This window comes from Ruegeria sp. SAZA006, assembly GCF_059613465.1.
In genome coordinates this window covers 249,368-263,926 of sequence record NZ_JBXWSO010000016.1, presented here as the reverse complement: position 1 = coordinate 263,926, position 14,559 = coordinate 249,368, and the positions used below count along the sequence as shown (strand labels likewise).

The 14,559-nt window shown below is 61.9% G+C and carries 17 protein-coding genes; 7 read left to right on the top strand and 10 right to left on the bottom strand.

What is annotated here, in order from left to right; genetic code table 11:
• Positions 1-17: 17 nt before the first annotated feature.
• Together AC2FNZ_RS16410 and AC2FNZ_RS16405 are read right to left on the bottom strand one after the other, a co-directional pair.
• Positions 18-785 (bottom strand): glycerophosphodiester phosphodiesterase family protein, encoded by a 768-nt coding sequence (locus tag AC2FNZ_RS16410; RefSeq protein ID WP_093964107.1) that lies wholly within the window; start codon positions 783-785, stop codon positions 18-20.
• Complete coding sequence (locus AC2FNZ_RS16405; RefSeq protein ID WP_005980179.1) at positions 782-1,237, bottom strand: RidA family protein; 456 nt, start codon at positions 1,235-1,237, stop codon at positions 782-784. Before AC2FNZ_RS16405 ends, AC2FNZ_RS16410 begins: the two co-directional genes overlap by 4 nt.
• Before the next feature lie 296 nt (positions 1,238-1,533).
• Between AC2FNZ_RS16405 and AC2FNZ_RS16400 the strand changes: the two genes are divergently transcribed.
• Positions 1,534-2,361, top strand: coding sequence for an MlaA family lipoprotein (locus AC2FNZ_RS16400; protein WP_170341043.1), 828 nt, complete (start codon positions 1,534-1,536; stop codon positions 2,359-2,361).
• Entirely contained in the window at positions 2,351-2,959 is a 609-nt protein-coding gene (locus AC2FNZ_RS16395) for an MlaC/ttg2D family ABC transporter substrate-binding protein (RefSeq protein ID WP_093964105.1), read from the top strand. The genes AC2FNZ_RS16400 and AC2FNZ_RS16395 overlap by 11 nt, the downstream gene beginning before the upstream one ends.
• A gap of 60 nt (positions 2,960-3,019) precedes the next feature.
• Here AC2FNZ_RS16395 and AC2FNZ_RS16390 read toward each other — a convergent pair whose 3' ends face one another.
• Genes AC2FNZ_RS16390 through AC2FNZ_RS16375 form a run of 4 tightly spaced genes read right to left on the bottom strand, consistent with a single transcriptional unit; the run spans position 3,020 to position 7,187 of the window.
• On the bottom strand, positions 3,020-4,117 hold the full coding sequence (locus AC2FNZ_RS16390) for an ABC transporter ATP-binding protein (protein WP_496834532.1): 1,098 nt from the start codon (positions 4,115-4,117) through the stop codon (positions 3,020-3,022).
• Positions 4,118-4,120: 3 nt separating this feature from the next.
• Positions 4,121-5,020 carry a carbohydrate ABC transporter permease gene (locus AC2FNZ_RS16385; protein ID WP_093964103.1) on the bottom strand — a complete coding sequence of 300 codons (900 nt, stop codon included), beginning with the start codon at positions 5,018-5,020 and terminating at the stop codon, positions 4,121-4,123.
• Positions 5,013-5,885, bottom strand: coding sequence for a carbohydrate ABC transporter permease (locus AC2FNZ_RS16380; protein WP_093964102.1), 873 nt, complete (start codon positions 5,883-5,885; stop codon positions 5,013-5,015). Before AC2FNZ_RS16380 ends, AC2FNZ_RS16385 begins: the two co-directional genes overlap by 8 nt.
• 57 nt (positions 5,886-5,942) lie before the next feature.
• A complete protein-coding gene (locus AC2FNZ_RS16375; RefSeq protein WP_093964101.1) occupies positions 5,943-7,187 on the bottom strand; it encodes an ABC transporter substrate-binding protein in 1,245 nt (414 codons plus the stop codon).
• Positions 7,188-7,405: 218 nt separating this feature from the next.
• Here AC2FNZ_RS16375 and AC2FNZ_RS16370 point away from each other — a divergent pair, with 218 nt between their 5' ends.
• Together AC2FNZ_RS16370 and AC2FNZ_RS16365 are read left to right on the top strand one after the other, a co-directional pair.
• Positions 7,406-8,143, top strand: coding sequence for a response regulator transcription factor (locus AC2FNZ_RS16370; protein WP_170369088.1), 738 nt, complete (start codon positions 7,406-7,408; stop codon positions 8,141-8,143).
• Positions 8,140-9,579, top strand: coding sequence for a sensor histidine kinase (locus tag AC2FNZ_RS16365; RefSeq protein ID WP_496841272.1), 1,440 nt, complete (start codon positions 8,140-8,142; stop codon positions 9,577-9,579). The genes AC2FNZ_RS16370 and AC2FNZ_RS16365 overlap by 4 nt, the downstream gene beginning before the upstream one ends.
• A gap of 17 nt (positions 9,580-9,596) precedes the next feature.
• Here the strand turns inward: AC2FNZ_RS16365 and fliP are convergent, their stop codons facing one another.
• From fliP to fliF, 4 genes are read right to left on the bottom strand one after another with little or no spacing between them, the layout of a single operon-like run.
• Positions 9,597-10,325 (bottom strand): flagellar type III secretion system pore protein FliP, encoded by a 729-nt coding sequence (gene fliP / locus AC2FNZ_RS16360; RefSeq protein ID WP_496841271.1) that lies wholly within the window; start codon positions 10,323-10,325, stop codon positions 9,597-9,599.
• Positions 10,325-10,612 carry a FliM/FliN family flagellar motor switch protein gene (locus AC2FNZ_RS16355; RefSeq protein ID WP_093964097.1) on the bottom strand — a complete coding sequence of 96 codons (288 nt, stop codon included), beginning with the start codon at positions 10,610-10,612 and terminating at the stop codon, positions 10,325-10,327. The genes fliP and AC2FNZ_RS16355 overlap by 1 nt, the downstream gene beginning before the upstream one ends.
• Entirely contained in the window at positions 10,605-11,201 is a 597-nt protein-coding gene (locus tag AC2FNZ_RS16350; RefSeq protein WP_093964391.1) for a FliH/SctL family protein, read from the bottom strand. Before AC2FNZ_RS16350 ends, AC2FNZ_RS16355 begins: the two co-directional genes overlap by 8 nt.
• Entirely contained in the window at positions 11,201-12,796 is a 1,596-nt protein-coding gene (gene fliF / locus AC2FNZ_RS16345) for a flagellar basal-body MS-ring/collar protein FliF (RefSeq protein ID WP_496841270.1), read from the bottom strand. The genes AC2FNZ_RS16350 and fliF overlap by 1 nt, the downstream gene beginning before the upstream one ends.
• A gap of 119 nt (positions 12,797-12,915) precedes the next feature.
• Here fliF and AC2FNZ_RS16340 point away from each other — a divergent pair, with 119 nt between their 5' ends.
• Genes AC2FNZ_RS16340 through AC2FNZ_RS16330 form a run of 3 tightly spaced genes read left to right on the top strand, consistent with a single transcriptional unit; the run spans position 12,916 to position 14,558 of the window.
• Positions 12,916-13,413, top strand: coding sequence for a flagellar basal body-associated FliL family protein (locus AC2FNZ_RS16340; RefSeq protein ID WP_496841269.1), 498 nt, complete (start codon positions 12,916-12,918; stop codon positions 13,411-13,413).
• 9 nt (positions 13,414-13,422) lie between these two features.
• The gene (locus AC2FNZ_RS16335) at positions 13,423-13,977 is read left to right on the top strand and encodes a hypothetical protein (RefSeq protein ID WP_496841268.1); all 555 of its coding nucleotides are present in this window, start codon (positions 13,423-13,425) and stop codon (positions 13,975-13,977) included.
• Positions 13,977-14,558, top strand: a complete 582-nt coding sequence (locus tag AC2FNZ_RS16330; protein WP_496841267.1) for a MotE family protein — start codon at positions 13,977-13,979, stop codon at positions 14,556-14,558. Before AC2FNZ_RS16335 ends, AC2FNZ_RS16330 begins: the two co-directional genes overlap by 1 nt.
• The last annotated feature ends 1 nt before the right edge of the window (position 14,559 follow it).

Genomic DNA, 14,559 nt, shown 5'->3' with positions numbered 1-14,559 from the left:
GACGCCGGCAGCCGGGTTCAACCCGGAATGGCGGCCAGATAGTTCTCGAAGGTCACGTTGTCGGCCACCTTCCGCGCCTCGGCCTCTTGTTCGGCCGAGCGCACCGTCCAGCACAGGATCGGTACGCCTTGCGCCTTCAGCTCGGCCACGCGGGGACGGGACAGATCCTGCACCTCGTGGCTGATGAAGCCGGCGCCAACCCGGTCGAAATCAGGGATGTCGCGCAGGTGGTCGCAGACCGCGGCCGGCAGATGCTCGACTTCGGGCTTGTAGGAACAGGTCGTCAATCCACGCGGAATCTCCGGCGCCAGCCGGGCCAGCTCGGCCACCGAGTTGGGGTTGAATGACATCAACGCGACCGGACCGTCATAGGACTTCAGCAGCGCGACCGCATCCTGTTCCAGCCGCCCGTCTACAGGCCCCATGGCACCGTGCTGATCCTTGAACTCGATCAGCAACGGCACGCGGCCCGCCACCAGTTGCAGAACTTCCTCAAGCGAAGGGATCCCCTCGTCCCCGTGCAGCAGCGGAAGGTCCGCGGCCTCGGCCCGGGTGATCTGCTGGATTGCGCCGGACCGCCCGGTCAGACGCGCCATGTCATAATCGTGGAACACCATGGCATGGCCGTCCGACGTCAGCTGCAGGTCAATCTCGATCCCGTAGCCCGCAGCAATGGCGGCCCGGATGGCCGCCCGGCTGTTTTCCGGGCGGTTCTGGCGAATGTCATGCAGCGCCCGATGCGCGATCGGCGCGCCCATGAACACACGAGGAAGAGACGGTGTCATTGGATCTCGAAAATCCCTTCGATCTCGACGGCCACGCCCAAAGGCAGCGACGCGGCGCTGACGGCCGAGCGCGAATGGCGGCCCGCATCGCCCAGCGCCTCGACCAGGAAGTCCGATGCGCCGTTGATCACCTGCGGCTGGTCGGTGAAATCGGCGGTCGAGTTCACGAATCCGGTCAGCTTGATCACCCGCACCAGCTTGTCGATGTCACCACCACAGGCCGCCTTGACCTGGGCCAGCAGGTTGATGGCACAGACCCGCGCCGCCGCCGCACCGGCAGCGACATCCATATCGGCGCCCAGCTTGCCGGTGATCAACGCATCGTCCTTCGAGATCTGACCCGACACATAGACGATGTTGCCCACCCGCACGAACGGGACGTAGTTGGCTGCCGGTGCGGGGGCGTCCGGCAAGGTCACGCCCAGGGATTCCAGTTTGGCTGCGATGCTCATGTGATTGTCCTCAATTTCATGTGACTCGGGCGGACGCTAACCGGGAACACCGCCCACGGAAAGCCGGAAACCGGCAGTTTCGCATTTGCCCGCGATTTGGGCAGGTCTCCACTCATGCGGAAGTGTTGAATGCAGGCCACTTTACCCGGGTCCGGCGCGCGGGTTAAACGCTAGGAGTTTCCTTTCGGGTGCGAAACGACTATGTGCCGTTGAATTGGTCCGTTGTGCCAACGAGAAAACATATTGATTGAGTGTCCGGCTGGATTACATCCGGACGATCGGGAGTAACCAAGACCGTGTCCAACCGGATCCGTTTCAAGCACATCGTCGCAGTGTCGCTGTTCGCGGTTCTGTCGGCCTGCGCGTCGCAACCCCAGGACGCAGCGGCCCGCGGCGAGGTCTTCGACCCCTACGAAAACGCAAATCGCGGCATTCACAAGTTCAACCTGGGCGTCGACCGGTTCCTGTTCCGCCCGGCCTCGAAGGGCTATGTGAAAATCGTACCCGACCCGATGGTCACCAGCTTCAATAACTTCGCTGAAAACATCTCGTTGCCCGGACAGGCCGTCGACTATCTGCTGCAGGGCAATCTGAAACAATCGGGCAACGCCCTGCTGCGGTTCGTGATCAACTCGACCGTGGGCGGGTTCGGTCTGTCCAAACCGGCGGATGAGTTGAACCTGCCGCCGGTTGATACCGATTTCGGCGAAACGCTTCATGTCTGGGGCTTCGGCGAAGGGGCTTATGTCGAACTGCCGTTCTACGGCCCCTCGACGACCCGGGATGCGGTCGGCGTTGTGGTCAACCTGTTCTCGAACCCGATCAACTTCTCGCCGACGCGACCGGCCGACAACCTGGGCGTCTATGCCGAGGTGGTGCGGCGGATGGGCGATCGGGGCAGATTCTCGGACACGGTCGACTCGATTCTCTATGAAAGCGCAGACAGTTACGCTCAGGCCCGCCTGATCTATTTGCAAAACCGCCGGTTCGAACTGGCAAGGGACGATGAGGATGCCTATCTGGGTCTGTATTCCGATCCCTACGCCGATACCGGCACCGACCCGGTCAGGGACCCATACCTTGACCCTTACGAGGACCCATATGAGGACCCCTATGCTGAATAACGCCATGAACCGCCGTACCTTTGCCGCCACCGCCCTGGCCGGGCTGGCCGTGGCTGGCCTTCCGCAGCAGACCCTGGCGTTGACCGAGGCCAGCGCCACGCAATTGGTCAACAACGTCGTTGCCGAAATCACGCGCGTGATCGACTCGGGCAAATCCGAAAGCGCCATGTTGCGCGATTTCGAAAAGATCTTCGTGCAGTATGCCGACGTTCCGATCATGGCGCGCTATGCGCTGGGCGCCGACGCGCGCAGCGCCAGCAAGGCGCAGATGCGCGAATTCACCAAGGCTTTCCAAGGGTATATCTCGCGCAAATACGGTCGACGCTTCCGCGAGTTTATCGGGGGTGAGGTCACCGTGAAGAATGCCCGCAAGATAAAGGCCGGCTACGAGGTTCGCAGCAGCGTCAAGCTGCGCGGCGAAGCGCCGTTCGAGGTGACCTTCCTGGTGTCGGACAAGTCGGGTCGCGACAAGTTCTACAACATGTTCATCGAAGGCGTGAACCTGCTGCTGACAGAGCGGACCGAGATCGGCGCCATGCTGGATGCGCGCAAGGGGAACCTGGATCAGCTGATCAATGACCTGAAAAAGACCGGCTGAACCAACCGTTCAGAGTAGTGATGACGCCGCGCAGGATCCCTGCGCGGCGTTTTTCGTGGCTCAGTTCAGGCGTTCGCCTGTCGCTTTCGCAAAATAGGATACTTTGCTCATGTCAAAGGCCAGGTTCAGCATCTGACCGGCCTTGGCACTGGTTTCGGCATGCAGGCGCGCGGTGACCTGTTTGCCGCCGAGTTCCGACACGACATAGGTGTCCGCGCCCGCCGGCTCGACCATGTCGACCAGGCAGGCGGCCTCTTGCACACCGGCACCAGCGCGGAACCCGGCCTCGGCGATGTCCTCGGGGCGCAGGCCCAGGATCACCTCTTCGGGCAGGTCCAGATCGCGCGTATCCGTCAGCACGATCGGGTCAGCCCCATCCCGCGCAATGGCGACCTGCGTGCCGGTCCCGTTGCGCTGGACCCGCGCCGGGATCAAGTTCATCGCCGGCGAGCCCATGAAATCGGCCACGAACAGGTTGGCGGGGCGATTGTAGATCTCGGCCGGGGTGCCGATCTGCTGCACCACGCCGCCCTTCAGCACCACGATCTTGGTGGCCAGGGTCATCGCTTCGATCTGATCATGGGTCACATAGACGATCGAGGCATCCAGCGTCTGATGCAGCTTCTTGATTTCGGTCCGCATCTCGACCCGCAGCTTGGCGTCTAGGTTTGACAGCGGTTCGTCGAACAGGAACAGCTTGGGGTCGCGCACCAGAGCCCGGCCCATCGCCACGCGCTGACGCTGGCCACCCGACAGTTGGCTGGGGCGGCGGTTCAGCAGCGGCTCGATCTGTAGCAGCGAGGCGACCTCTTTCAGCTTGGCGTCCTGTGTGGCCTGATCGACGCCGCGCACTTTCATGCCAAAGGTGATGTTCTTGGCCACCGACATGGTCGGGTACAGGGCGTAGGACTGGAACACCATCGCGATGTCGCGGTCCTTGGGGCTGACATGGGTCATGTCCTTGCCGCCGATCGACAGCGTCCCGCCTGAGATCGGCTCGAGCCCGGCGATGCAGTTCAGCAGGGTCGACTTGCCACAGCCCGAAGGGCCGACCAGTACCAGGAAATCTCCCGGTTCGATCGAGATGTTGATGTCCTTCAGAATCTCGGTTGCGCCGTAATTCTTGTACAGGTTTTGGATATCGAGGATGGGAGCCATGGGTTATCCCTTCACGGAACCGGCGGTCAGGCCGCGGATGAAATACTTACCGGCAACGACATAAACGAGCAGCGTCGGCAGCCCCGCGATGATCGCGGCGGCCATGTCGACGTTGTACTCTTTGACGCCGGTGGTTGAGTTGACGATGTTGTTGAGCGCCACGGTCACGGGCTGCGTGCCCGCCTGGCTGAACGAGACGCCGAACAGAAAGTCATTCCAGATCTGGGTGAACTGCCAGATCACGGTCACAACGATGATGGGCAGCGACAGCGGCAGGAAGATCGACCAGAAGATCCGAAAGAACCCGGCCCCATCCACCCGCGCCGCCTTTGTCAGCTCGGCCGGGATGGTGACGTAATAGTTGCGGAAGAATAGCGTGGTGAAGCCAAGCCCATAGATCACGTGGACGAAGATCAGGCCCGGAATGGTTCCGGCAATCCCCATCAGGCCCAGCAGACGCGCCATCGGCAGCAGGACCACCTGGAATGGGATGAAGCAACCGAACAGCATCAGAGAAAAGATGATGTTGGCCCCTTTGAAACGCCACTGCGCGACGACAAATCCGTTCAACGCCCCCAGAAGGGTCGAGATTGCCACGGCAGGGACCGCAATCAGGACCGAGTTCCAGAAATAGGGCCGCAGGCCTTCGCACTGGATACCGGTGCAGGCGCCTGACCAGGCGGTTTTCCAGGCATCCAGACTGACCTCGCGCGGCAACGAGATCAGCGATCCCGTACGAATTTCCTCGAGGCTTTTGAGCGATGTTGTCAGCATCACGAAAAGCGGCATCAGGTAGTAGAGCGCAAAAAGACCAAGCAGGACATACAGCAACCAACGCAGGGCAATCTTGCCCGTGGCACTCTGGCTGCGGGTTCGGGTTTGGGGCATCGACAGATCAGTCATTTTTCGCCCTCAGTTCTGAGTAGAGGTAAGGAACCACGATGGCAAAGACGACCAGCATCATGATCATTGCGGACGCCGCCGCCTGGCCGATATCGCCGCGCGAAAACGCCATGGCATACATGTATGTTGCGGGCAGATCGGTCGCATAACCCGGACCGCCGCCTGTCAGGGCGATGACAAGGTCAAAGCTCTTGATCGCAAGGTGCGCCAACACGATGAAGGCCGACAGGAAGATCGGAGCCATCGACGGAATGATAATTGCCGTATAGATCCGCCAGGTGGGGATACCATCGACCTGCGCGGCCTTGATGATCTCACCATCCACCGAGCGCAGTCCGGCCAGGAACAGCGCCATGACAAAACCCGAGCTCTGCCAGATCGCGGCGATGACGATCGTGTAGATCGCGTAGTCCGGGTTCACCAGCCAGTCGAACTTGAAATTCGGAAAGCCCCAGCCCTGGACCATGGCCTCGATACCCAGACCCGGGTTCAGAATCCACTTCCACGCGGTACCGGTCACGATCATCGACAGCGCCATCGGGTAGAGATAGATCGTGCGGATCGCGCCTTCGACGCGGATCTTCTGATCCAGCAGGATCGCCAGCAGCAGGCCCAGAACCATCGCGATCACGATGAACAGCGCGCCAAAGACGTAAAGGTTGTTGATCGCCGTGTCCCAGCGGGGCGAGTCAAACAGGCGTTCATATTGGATGAAGCCCTTGATCTCGTATTTCGGCAGAAGTTTCGATCGGGTCAGCGACACCCAGGCGGTCCATCCGATAAATCCGTAGACAAAAATCAATACGGCGATGAACGACGGTGCCAGCACCACCTTTGGAAGGTGGTTTTCCAGCCATTCGGACATTTTTTCCTCCGGGGAAAGATGCTCTGCCCCGCAGTATAGGGGGCAGAGCGTGTTGGATCAGTAGCTGTTTGCCACCGCGTCCGCCAGTTGCTGAACCGCGTCAGCCGAGGACATATCCGAGTTGAAATGTGCGGTCACGACGTCGGTGATCGCACCGGCCTGCGCACCGCGCAGCGCCATACCATGCGCGTAGGACGGCAGCAGCGAGCCATTGGCGGACGAAGCGCCCATGTCTTCGGCCGAGATCTTGGCGCAAATGTCGAACTTGTCCAGCGCCACATCGGTCCGCGCCGGGATCGAACCCTTGTTCAGGTTGAACACTTCCTGGAACTTGGGGGCAACGATCAGCTTGGCCAGCAGTTCCTGACCGGCGCGCTTGTCGTCGCCGTCCACGTCGAACATGGCAAAGCTGTCGACGTTGTACAGGTATCCGTCACCGGGGGTCGAGCCACACAGGAAGTCTTCGCCCGGGACTTTGCCCGCGGCCAGGAATTCACCCTTGGCCCAGTCACCCATGATCTGGAAGGCGGCCTCGCCGTTCATGACCATCGCGGTGGCCAGGTTCCAGTCGCGGCCCGAGAAGTTCTCATCAACGAACCCGCGCAGGGTGCGCATCTGGTCAAAAATCTGAACCATCGTGTCCGAGGTCAGAGTCTCGGGGTCCAGATCGACAAAGGCCTTCTTGAAGAACTCGGGTCCGCCGATGCCCAGCGCAACTGCTTCGAAGACGGTTGCGTCTTGCCAGGCCTGACCACCGTGGGCCAGCGGGATGATACCTGCTGCCTGCAGCTTCTCGGCAGCGGCGTTGAACTCTTCCCAGGTGGTCGGCATCTCGATGTCATTGGCGGCCAGGATGTCGGCATTTGCCCAGATCCAGTCGATACGGTGCACGTTGACCGGTGCGGCGCACCAGGTGCCTTCGCATTGCATATGCGCCGCGATCGACGCGGGCAGGACTTCGGCCCAGCCCTCGGCCTCGGCAACGTTCGAGATGTCCGCCAGAACACCCTCTTCGTACCATTCCTGGATCGCCGGGCCTTTCAGCTGAACGGCGGTCGGCGCGTTGCCGGCCAGAACGCGGGCGCGCAGGGCGGTCATCGCCGCGTCTCCGCCGCCGCCTGCGACGGGCATATCCGTCCAGGTGCCGCCATTGGCCGCGAATTCTTCCTGCAAAACGGCGACCGACTTGGCCTCGCCGCCCGACGTCCACCAGTGCAGAACTTCGGCCTGCGGTTCGGCCATCACCGACGTGCCAGCCAGAACGGCCAGCGACGACGCCGTGGCGAGTGCGAAACGTTTCATGTTTGGTATCCTCCCAGATCCTTGTTTGCTGCCGCGGGGCAGCGATGCGGGACATTACCGGCAGCCGCTTGCCGTCTGGCAATGGCAAATTTCCCATGTATCCGGCGCGGGCTGCAAATATTCCCGCCTTTTGTTACAGCGTGTTACGTTGACCTTGAATCTGTTGCAGTCCGTTACAATTGAGGGCAGCGTCGAGGGGGAAATCGGGGAGGAACAGCGTGAGCATTCCACGTCTGCTGGTTGTGGATGACGATCCGGAAATCCGGTCGATGTTGACCCAGTTCTTTCACCAGAACGGGTTCATTGCCCTGCCAGCAGCAACCGAGCGCGAGGTGCTGGCGCACCTGAAATCAGGCCGCATCGACCTGATCCTTCTGGACGTGATGCTGGGTGATGAAAACGGTGTTGAGATCTGCGCCCGGCTGCGCCGCGCACAGGACGTGCCGATCATCTTCGTGTCGGCCCTGTCTGCCGATCATCAGCGCATGGCCGGGTACGAGGTGGGCGCCGATGACTACATCGCCAAGCCGTTCAACCCGCAACTGCTGCTGGCGCGCGTGCGCGCGGTGATGCAACGCGCGCGGCGCACGCCATCGTTGGCCTATCGCCGGCGGATCCGCACGTTCCGATTTGGCGGGTGGGTCTATGACGGCAAACGTGACGAGGTGCATGCCCCGGACGGGTACCAGGTGTCGCTGTCGCAGCGCGAAACCGCGCTGCTCAAGGTGCTGCTGGCCAACCCGCACATTCCGCTGACCCGCGACGAGATCGCCGCCGCGCTGGACGTGACCGGCAGCGGTGACAAGCCCGAAGCGCAGGGTCGGGCCATCGACGTTCTGGTGGGGCGGCTGCGGTCCAAGATCGAGGCCAACCCCAAAGATCCGCAGATGCTGCGCACGGCCCGCGGTGTCGGCTATGTCTTCGCCTGCGAGGTCACCGTGGAACAGGAGGCATGACCCTGCGCCTGCGGGATCTGGGCTGGGCCTGGAGTCTGGGTGCGTTTGCTGCCGGGTTGCTGGCGGCAGGACTGTGGTTTTCATCCGTTCGCAACTGGGACTCCTATCTGACCCGGGCCTATGTTGCCGGGTTTTCGGCCTACGAAGATCTGCGCACCGGTCGCGCCTCGCATCCCGACGTGTTGATCACGCCACTGCCGCCCGAGGCCGCAAGTCTGGCCGATGCAGGTGAATTCGAGCAGTTGCCCGACCTTGCAGGACGCCGGTTTCTGACCAACCTGTCCATTCTGACCGACAGTTCCGCACCGCTCAGCGGGCGGAACCTGACGCTCGCGGTCTTGTCCGACCGGCTGGTCTATCCGGTATCCGACATCGTGTCAGGCAGCGATCAGACCGGGCCGCAGAAGATGGGCAACCTGACACGCCTGCTGGCCACCTATTGCAGCGAACCCATTCTGGTGGCCCGGTTCGGTCAGGGCGCATGGCAGAAGATCGACGGTACGCAGGTCTGGGGGTGCGACGCGGGCCCGGCCGACCTGCGCCTGCCCGCGATCTTTCTGGCCGTCGTGGCACTTGCGATCATTCTGACATCAGTCGGCAATGTGACAGACAGCTTTTCGCGGTTCTCCCTGTCGCTGCGTGACCGCCGGCGCAGCGGGGGTCCGGACAGCTACGACATGTCCGGGCCGGCCGAACTGCGCGACATCGTATCGGCGGTCAATACGCATCTTGAGGACGAACGCGCACAGCTGGAAAAGCGTGCCACGGTCCTGTCCGGCGTCAGCCACGACCTTGGGACGCCAGCGGCCCGCGTGCGTCTGCGCGCGGCGCTGATTCCGGACGCCGAATTGCGAGAGAAGCTGGAGTCCGATGTCGACCAGATGACGGGCATGATCGAAAGCGTGTTGACCTACACCCGCTCGGAACTGAGCGTCGAGGATCCGCGCCAGATCTCCCTCACCTCACTGGTCGAGTCGCTGGTTGCCGACTACCAGGACATGGACCTGCCTGTGACCCTGAAACAGGTCGCCCCGGTCGAGGTGGAGGGCGCGGCGTCGCTCTTCATGTCGCGGCGCGGGCATGGCTCGCTTCCAGAGACCCGCCGCATCCTTGTCATGGCCCGGCCGATCTCATTGAAACGGGCGTTGACGAACCTGATCGACAACGCGCTGAAATACGGGCGCCACGCGACGGTTGAACTGGAAACCGACGCGGAAACCGCCACGATTGTCGTCGAAGACAAGGGAACCAACTTGTCCGTCTCGGATATCGAGGCGCTGATGGCCCCGTTCCGGCGCGGTTCGAACATCGGGTCGTCCGACGGGTTCGGGCTGGGTCTGACAATCGTTGCAACCGTGGCAGAGCAACATGGCGGCTCGCTGCGCTTTGAAGCGGGCGATCAGGGTCTGCGGGCACGGCTGCAGATCCGGCGCTGAGACCGTCCACACGCAGGCTAGGAATAGCTTCGCACCAAGGCGCTGGCGATCAGGGACCACCCATCCGCAATCACGAAAAACGCCAGTTTGAACGGCAGCGAAACCGTGGCGGGCGGCACCATCATCATCCCCATCGACATGAGTATCGCGGCCACTACAAGATCGATGATCAGAAACGGTAGAAATATCAGGAATCCGATCTGGAACGCGCGGGCAACCTCGGACAGCATGAACGACGGCATGAGAACCGACAGAGGCGCCTCCGGCGACAGCTCCATCGACGCGGTGTCGGGGCGCAAGGCCGCCATGGCCCGAAACGTCTCACCGTCCAGCCGCGCCGCCATGAACTCGCGGAACGGCACCATCGCACGTTCCAATGCAGGCTCTATCGCAAGCGTTTCTTCGACCATCGGGCGGATTCCGGTGTCCCAAGCCTGGGCAAAGACCGGCTCCATGATGAAGTAGGTCAGAAACAGCGCCAGGCTGACGATCAGCATGTTGGGCGGGGACTGTTGCAATCCGATCCCCTGCCGCAGAATGGCCAGTACCGTGACCAAAAAGGGGAAACAGGTCACCATGATCGCAAGGCCGGGTGCCAGGCTGAGCACCGTGATCAGCAGGATCAACTGAATGGTTCGCGCCGATATGGATCCGCCGTCGCCCAACGACAGCGACAGCTCCTGAGCCGATCCCACTGCTGGTGTCAGCACAAGGATCGCCAATGCACACCAGGCCGCCCGACACATCATCCAAGTCCGTTCTGGAAATCCGAAATCTCGGTCAGACGCACCGCCAATTGGCCGGCATTGTCCCCCTCCATTTCCTCGAGCAAACCACGGGCGACCAATTGGTCGCCGACATATAGATCCACCGGATCTTCGACCCGTTTGTCCAAGGTCAGAACGGCGTTCTCACCCATGCTCAACAGGTCGCGTATCAGGGGGCGCGCCCGACCGACGGAAACCGTCACCTCGATGGGAACGGCTTCGAACGGATTGGGTCTTTCAGGTTTGGATGCAGGTGCGTCACTCATTTGACAAAGCCTCTTTTGCCTCAAAAACATATGCGTCGAAAGCGGCGGCGATCGCGTCCAGCAGCGCGGTGCAATCAACCTCGGACCGGGCGGTGCCGACCTGCAACCGCGCCTGACCCGGCAGCAACTCGGGGTCCGCGACGACCTTGGGGAGAGGCGTTATGTCGGCGGGCAACATTGCATCGACATCCCCTTCAACACCGGGTGGAACCAACAGAAGGATCGGTTGTGCAACCTGCGCCTTGGCCATTTCGCTCAACTGCTCGATCACGCGGGTGGCAAGCCCCCGATCCAACGCCTGGGGAAGGACGGTCTGAACCAGAGCACTGAACATCGGTTCAAGCGACAAGGTCATCCGGGTCAGAGCTTCCTGGTAGGTGAAGGACATGTCGGAGAAAGCCGCCCGCATATCCTCGGTCAGTGCAGCACGACCTTGGGCTTGGGCCTGCAACGCATCCTCCCACCCCGCACCATATCCGCGTTCGAAAGCGGCGAGCCGCTCTTCCTCCAATGCCTCTTCGTCCAGCAACCGCAGATTCGCGCCGTCGGCCTGAGCCGTGAAATCCTCGAGCAGGTGGGCGATCGACATCACACCTTCTCCTTGTTTTCTTCCAGCCAGCTCCGCAGAATTTCGACCGTTTCTTCCTGTTTGTCCCCGATCATGGCGCGCAGACGGCCGACCGCATCTTCGCTTGCCGACGAGCCAATCGCAGGCACAGAGCCTCCGTTTTCACCCTGGCCGGTGAGAGCGCTGAATTCCTGTCCATCCGCATCCGAGATTTCACCGACAAGATATGGCGCGCCGCCCTCGGCAGGGGCCGCGGCAGGCGGCAAGGCTGGCACTGCGGCCGAACCGGTCAGGATCGGCCGGATCACGAACAGCCCCATGATCAGCGAGACCATGGCCAACACTGCCATCTGTATCAGCGACATTGTATCCAGATGGATGCTTTGCCAGACCGAAGCGGTCGCCAGTGTTCCCTGCGGTTCGACATTGGGCAGTTCCAGGGATTTCAGCGTGATGACATCCCCGCGATCCGCGTCGAAGCCCACGGCCGAGGCGACAAGCTCTTCCAGAGCGTCCAGTTCCGGCTGTGCCATCGGTACAAAAATCTCGGCACCGGTAGCGTCCGTTGTGCGGGTACCGTTGACGAGAACGGCAACCGTCAGGCGTTTGATTGCCCCGGGCACCCGCAGAACTTCAAGCTCGGTCTCTGAAACCTCATAGTTGATCCGCTCGCGGGTTTGCGTGGCTGAAGAATTCGATTCATCGCTGCCATTGCCGTCCCCGTCCGGCAGGTTGGACGCGACCGTCACATCAGACGACTGATTGCGGGAGGTATCCGACCGTTCCTCGACATCGGTGCTGATTGCGACACGGCCCTTGGGGTCGAACCGCCGCTCTCTTATGGATTCGGTCTCGGTGACCGTGTCGACGCTGACTTCGACCACCGCATTGCCGGGTCCGACGCGCGCCTCGACCAGCCGCAGGACGCGGTCGCGCAGGACCTTGGCCTTGTCATCGGCAGTGTCGGCGGCGACCGCCGTCTCTTGCGGGCCGATCACGGCGCCGCTGGAATCGATCACCGCAACATCCTCGGGCGCGAGGCCGGTCACGGCGGAGGCCACCAGAAAACGGATCGCCTTGGCCTGTTCGACCGTGATCTTGGCCCCGGATGGCACCAGATAGACCGAAGCGGTTGGCGAAACGCTGGGCTGGAACGGGCTTGTGGACCCGCTGGCAATGTGAACCCGCGCCTGCCCCACATGAGGACTGCTGACGATGGTTCGCGCCAGTTCACCCTCCTTGGCTCGCCAATAGGCAGCGTCGAACATCTGCGAGGTCGTACCGAACCCACTCAGCGTGTCCAGCAGCTCATAACCCCGGTTACCATTTGCAGGCAGACCCTCGCTCGCTAGGGTCATGCGCAACTCGTCGCGTTGCGAGCCCGGAACATAGATTGAGCCGCCACGAATCTCGTAGGTGACTCCGCGTTGATCCAGGGCCCGGACGATATCCCCCGCTGCCCCGCTTTCCAGCCCCGCATAGAGAAGTGTCATGGACGGAGATGTCACCAACCGCGACATCGCCAGGACACTCAGGAACACGACGACAGCCGCCCCCGCCACGATGATTTGTTTGCGCCTGCCCAAACTTGCCCAGACAGTTCCGATCTGCTGCACGCTCACCTCCGACTCGCCGACATTCTGTGCGGCTCGTGCCCTGTTTGACCGATTGCCCTTAACAATCGGTTAGTCCCTGCGGGGTTATGACGGGTGCCGAACGCAAGAATGAGGACGCCATGACAGACGCGACCGTGGATGAGGCAGAAGGCCCGAAGAAGTCGGGCAAAAAGGGACTGATGATTGGCGCGGTTCTGGCGCTGCTGGGTGCCGCGGGCGGGTACTATGTGACCTCGTCCGGGCTTTTGGGCAAAGCACCCGAGGCCGAAGGAAAAACAGCGGACAATGCGGACGCCGGAGATGCGATCGATGCGTTGCCGGACGTCGGGTTCGTCGACCTGCCGCCCGTGATCGTGTCCGTGAATTCCGGCGATTCGCGCCATCTGAAATTCCACGCTCAACTTGAGGTGGCCGCCGGTCACGAGGCCGAGGTGGAAAAGATGATTCCCCGCATCATGGACGTGATGAACGGCTATCTCCGGGCCATCAACCTGTCCGACCTCGAAGACTCGCTGGCCCTGGTTCGCATCCGCGGGCACCTGCTGCGGCGCATCGGCATCGTCGTTGGCGAAGGTCGGGTACGTGACGTTCTGGTCACGGAATTCGTATTGAACTAGGAGGCGAAATTGGAACTGATCTCGGACATTCTGCTGGTCGCCGGCGCCTTGGGGGCCGGGTTGTACTGTTTTGTTCTGGCCCGACGCCTCAGGCGGTTCACGGACCTGGAGCGGGGCGTCGGTGGCGCGGTATTCGTTCTGTCCGCACAGGCGGAAGAACTGAAAAAATCCCTGGATGCCGCGCGGGCGGCATCTGACCAATCCGGACACAAACTGCAGGATCTGACCGAGCGCGCCGAGTCAGTCGCACAGCGGCTTGAGTTGATCATGGCGTCGATGCACGACGTGATCCCCGAGGACAAACCCGCGGCTGAAGAGCCTGCAAATTCCTCGGACGAAATCAAAAAGCCGTCACCTCTCGAGGCGGAACCGGTTTCGCTGAAAGCGGAATCCGGGCCCCAAGCACCCAGGCAACCCGCCGAGCCTGAGGCGGTGGAACAAATGCCATCCAGGCCGGAAGCCGAGGTCAAATCCACCAACGACCCCGCAGAGGATCCGGGCCCGATTCCCAAGGGCGTGTTGTTCTTCAGGCACAAGGCTCAAGGTAGCGAGGCCCGATCCTGATGCGCAGCCTGCAACCTGCCCAACGTCGACCGCGTGGTGGCGTTCTGACCCTCATTTCAGCCTTGATGATCAGTTCCGCCATCATACGGCTGGGGCTGGAGGCTGGGCCGGCTTTGGCAAGGGGGCCTGACCCCTCGGAACTCTCGGCACACAGTGCCGGCTCGGACGAAAAGCCGGACATGCAAACCTTGCTGACCGAATTGCTGCGTCGGGAAGCGGCCGTCAAACATCGTGAGAGCGCGCTGCGCGACAGGGAGCGTGCCCTGGAGATTGCCAACGAGGCCATTTCGACGCGTCTCTCTGCTTTGCAAGAGGCCGAGGCATCGCTGCGCGAGACATTGGCCGTGGCGGACAAGGCGGCTGAAAACGACCTTACCCGTCTGACCGATGTCTATCAGAACATGAAGCCCAAGGACGCCGCGGCGCTTTTCGAAACGATGGATCCGGTTTTTGCGGCCGGTTTCCTGTCGCGTATGCCGCCTGAGGATGCTGCGGGTGTGATGGCCGGTCTCACCCCCGAGGCTGCCTATACCATCAGCGTCGTAATGGCCGGACGCAACGCCAACGCCCCCACTGAGTAGC

Excerpts from the sequence above, each read along its gene's own strand:
- AC2FNZ_RS16410 (WP_093964107.1), bottom strand. The coding sequence starts at position 785 with ATGACACCGTCTCTTCCTCGTGTGTTCATGGGCGCGCCGATCGCGCAT.
- AC2FNZ_RS16405 (WP_005980179.1), bottom strand. The coding sequence starts at position 1,237 with ATGAGCATCGCAGCCAAACTGGAATCCCTGGGCGTGACCTTGCCGGAC.
- AC2FNZ_RS16395 (WP_093964105.1), top strand. The coding sequence starts at position 2,351 with ATGCTGAATAACGCCATGAACCGCCGTACCTTTGCCGCCACCGCCCTG.
- AC2FNZ_RS16390 (WP_496834532.1), bottom strand. The coding sequence starts at position 4,117 with ATGGCTCCCATCCTCGATATCCAAAACCTGTACAAGAATTACGGCGCA.
- AC2FNZ_RS16385 (WP_093964103.1), bottom strand. The coding sequence starts at position 5,020 with ATGACTGATCTGTCGATGCCCCAAACCCGAACCCGCAGCCAGAGTGCC.
- AC2FNZ_RS16380 (WP_093964102.1), bottom strand. The coding sequence starts at position 5,885 with ATGTCCGAATGGCTGGAAAACCACCTTCCAAAGGTGGTGCTGGCACCG.
- AC2FNZ_RS16375 (WP_093964101.1), bottom strand. The coding sequence starts at position 7,187 with ATGAAACGTTTCGCACTCGCCACGGCGTCGTCGCTGGCCGTTCTGGCT.
- AC2FNZ_RS16365 (WP_496841272.1), top strand. The coding sequence starts at position 8,140 with ATGACCCTGCGCCTGCGGGATCTGGGCTGGGCCTGGAGTCTGGGTGCG.
- fliP (WP_496841271.1), bottom strand. The coding sequence starts at position 10,325 with ATGTGTCGGGCGGCCTGGTGTGCATTGGCGATCCTTGTGCTGACACCA.
- AC2FNZ_RS16355 (WP_093964097.1), bottom strand. The coding sequence starts at position 10,612 with ATGAGTGACGCACCTGCATCCAAACCTGAAAGACCCAATCCGTTCGAA.
- AC2FNZ_RS16350 (WP_093964391.1), bottom strand. The coding sequence starts at position 11,201 with ATGTCGATCGCCCACCTGCTCGAGGATTTCACGGCTCAGGCCGACGGC.
- AC2FNZ_RS16340 (WP_496841269.1), top strand. The coding sequence starts at position 12,916 with ATGACAGACGCGACCGTGGATGAGGCAGAAGGCCCGAAGAAGTCGGGC.
- AC2FNZ_RS16330 (WP_496841267.1), top strand. The coding sequence starts at position 13,977 with ATGCGCAGCCTGCAACCTGCCCAACGTCGACCGCGTGGTGGCGTTCTG.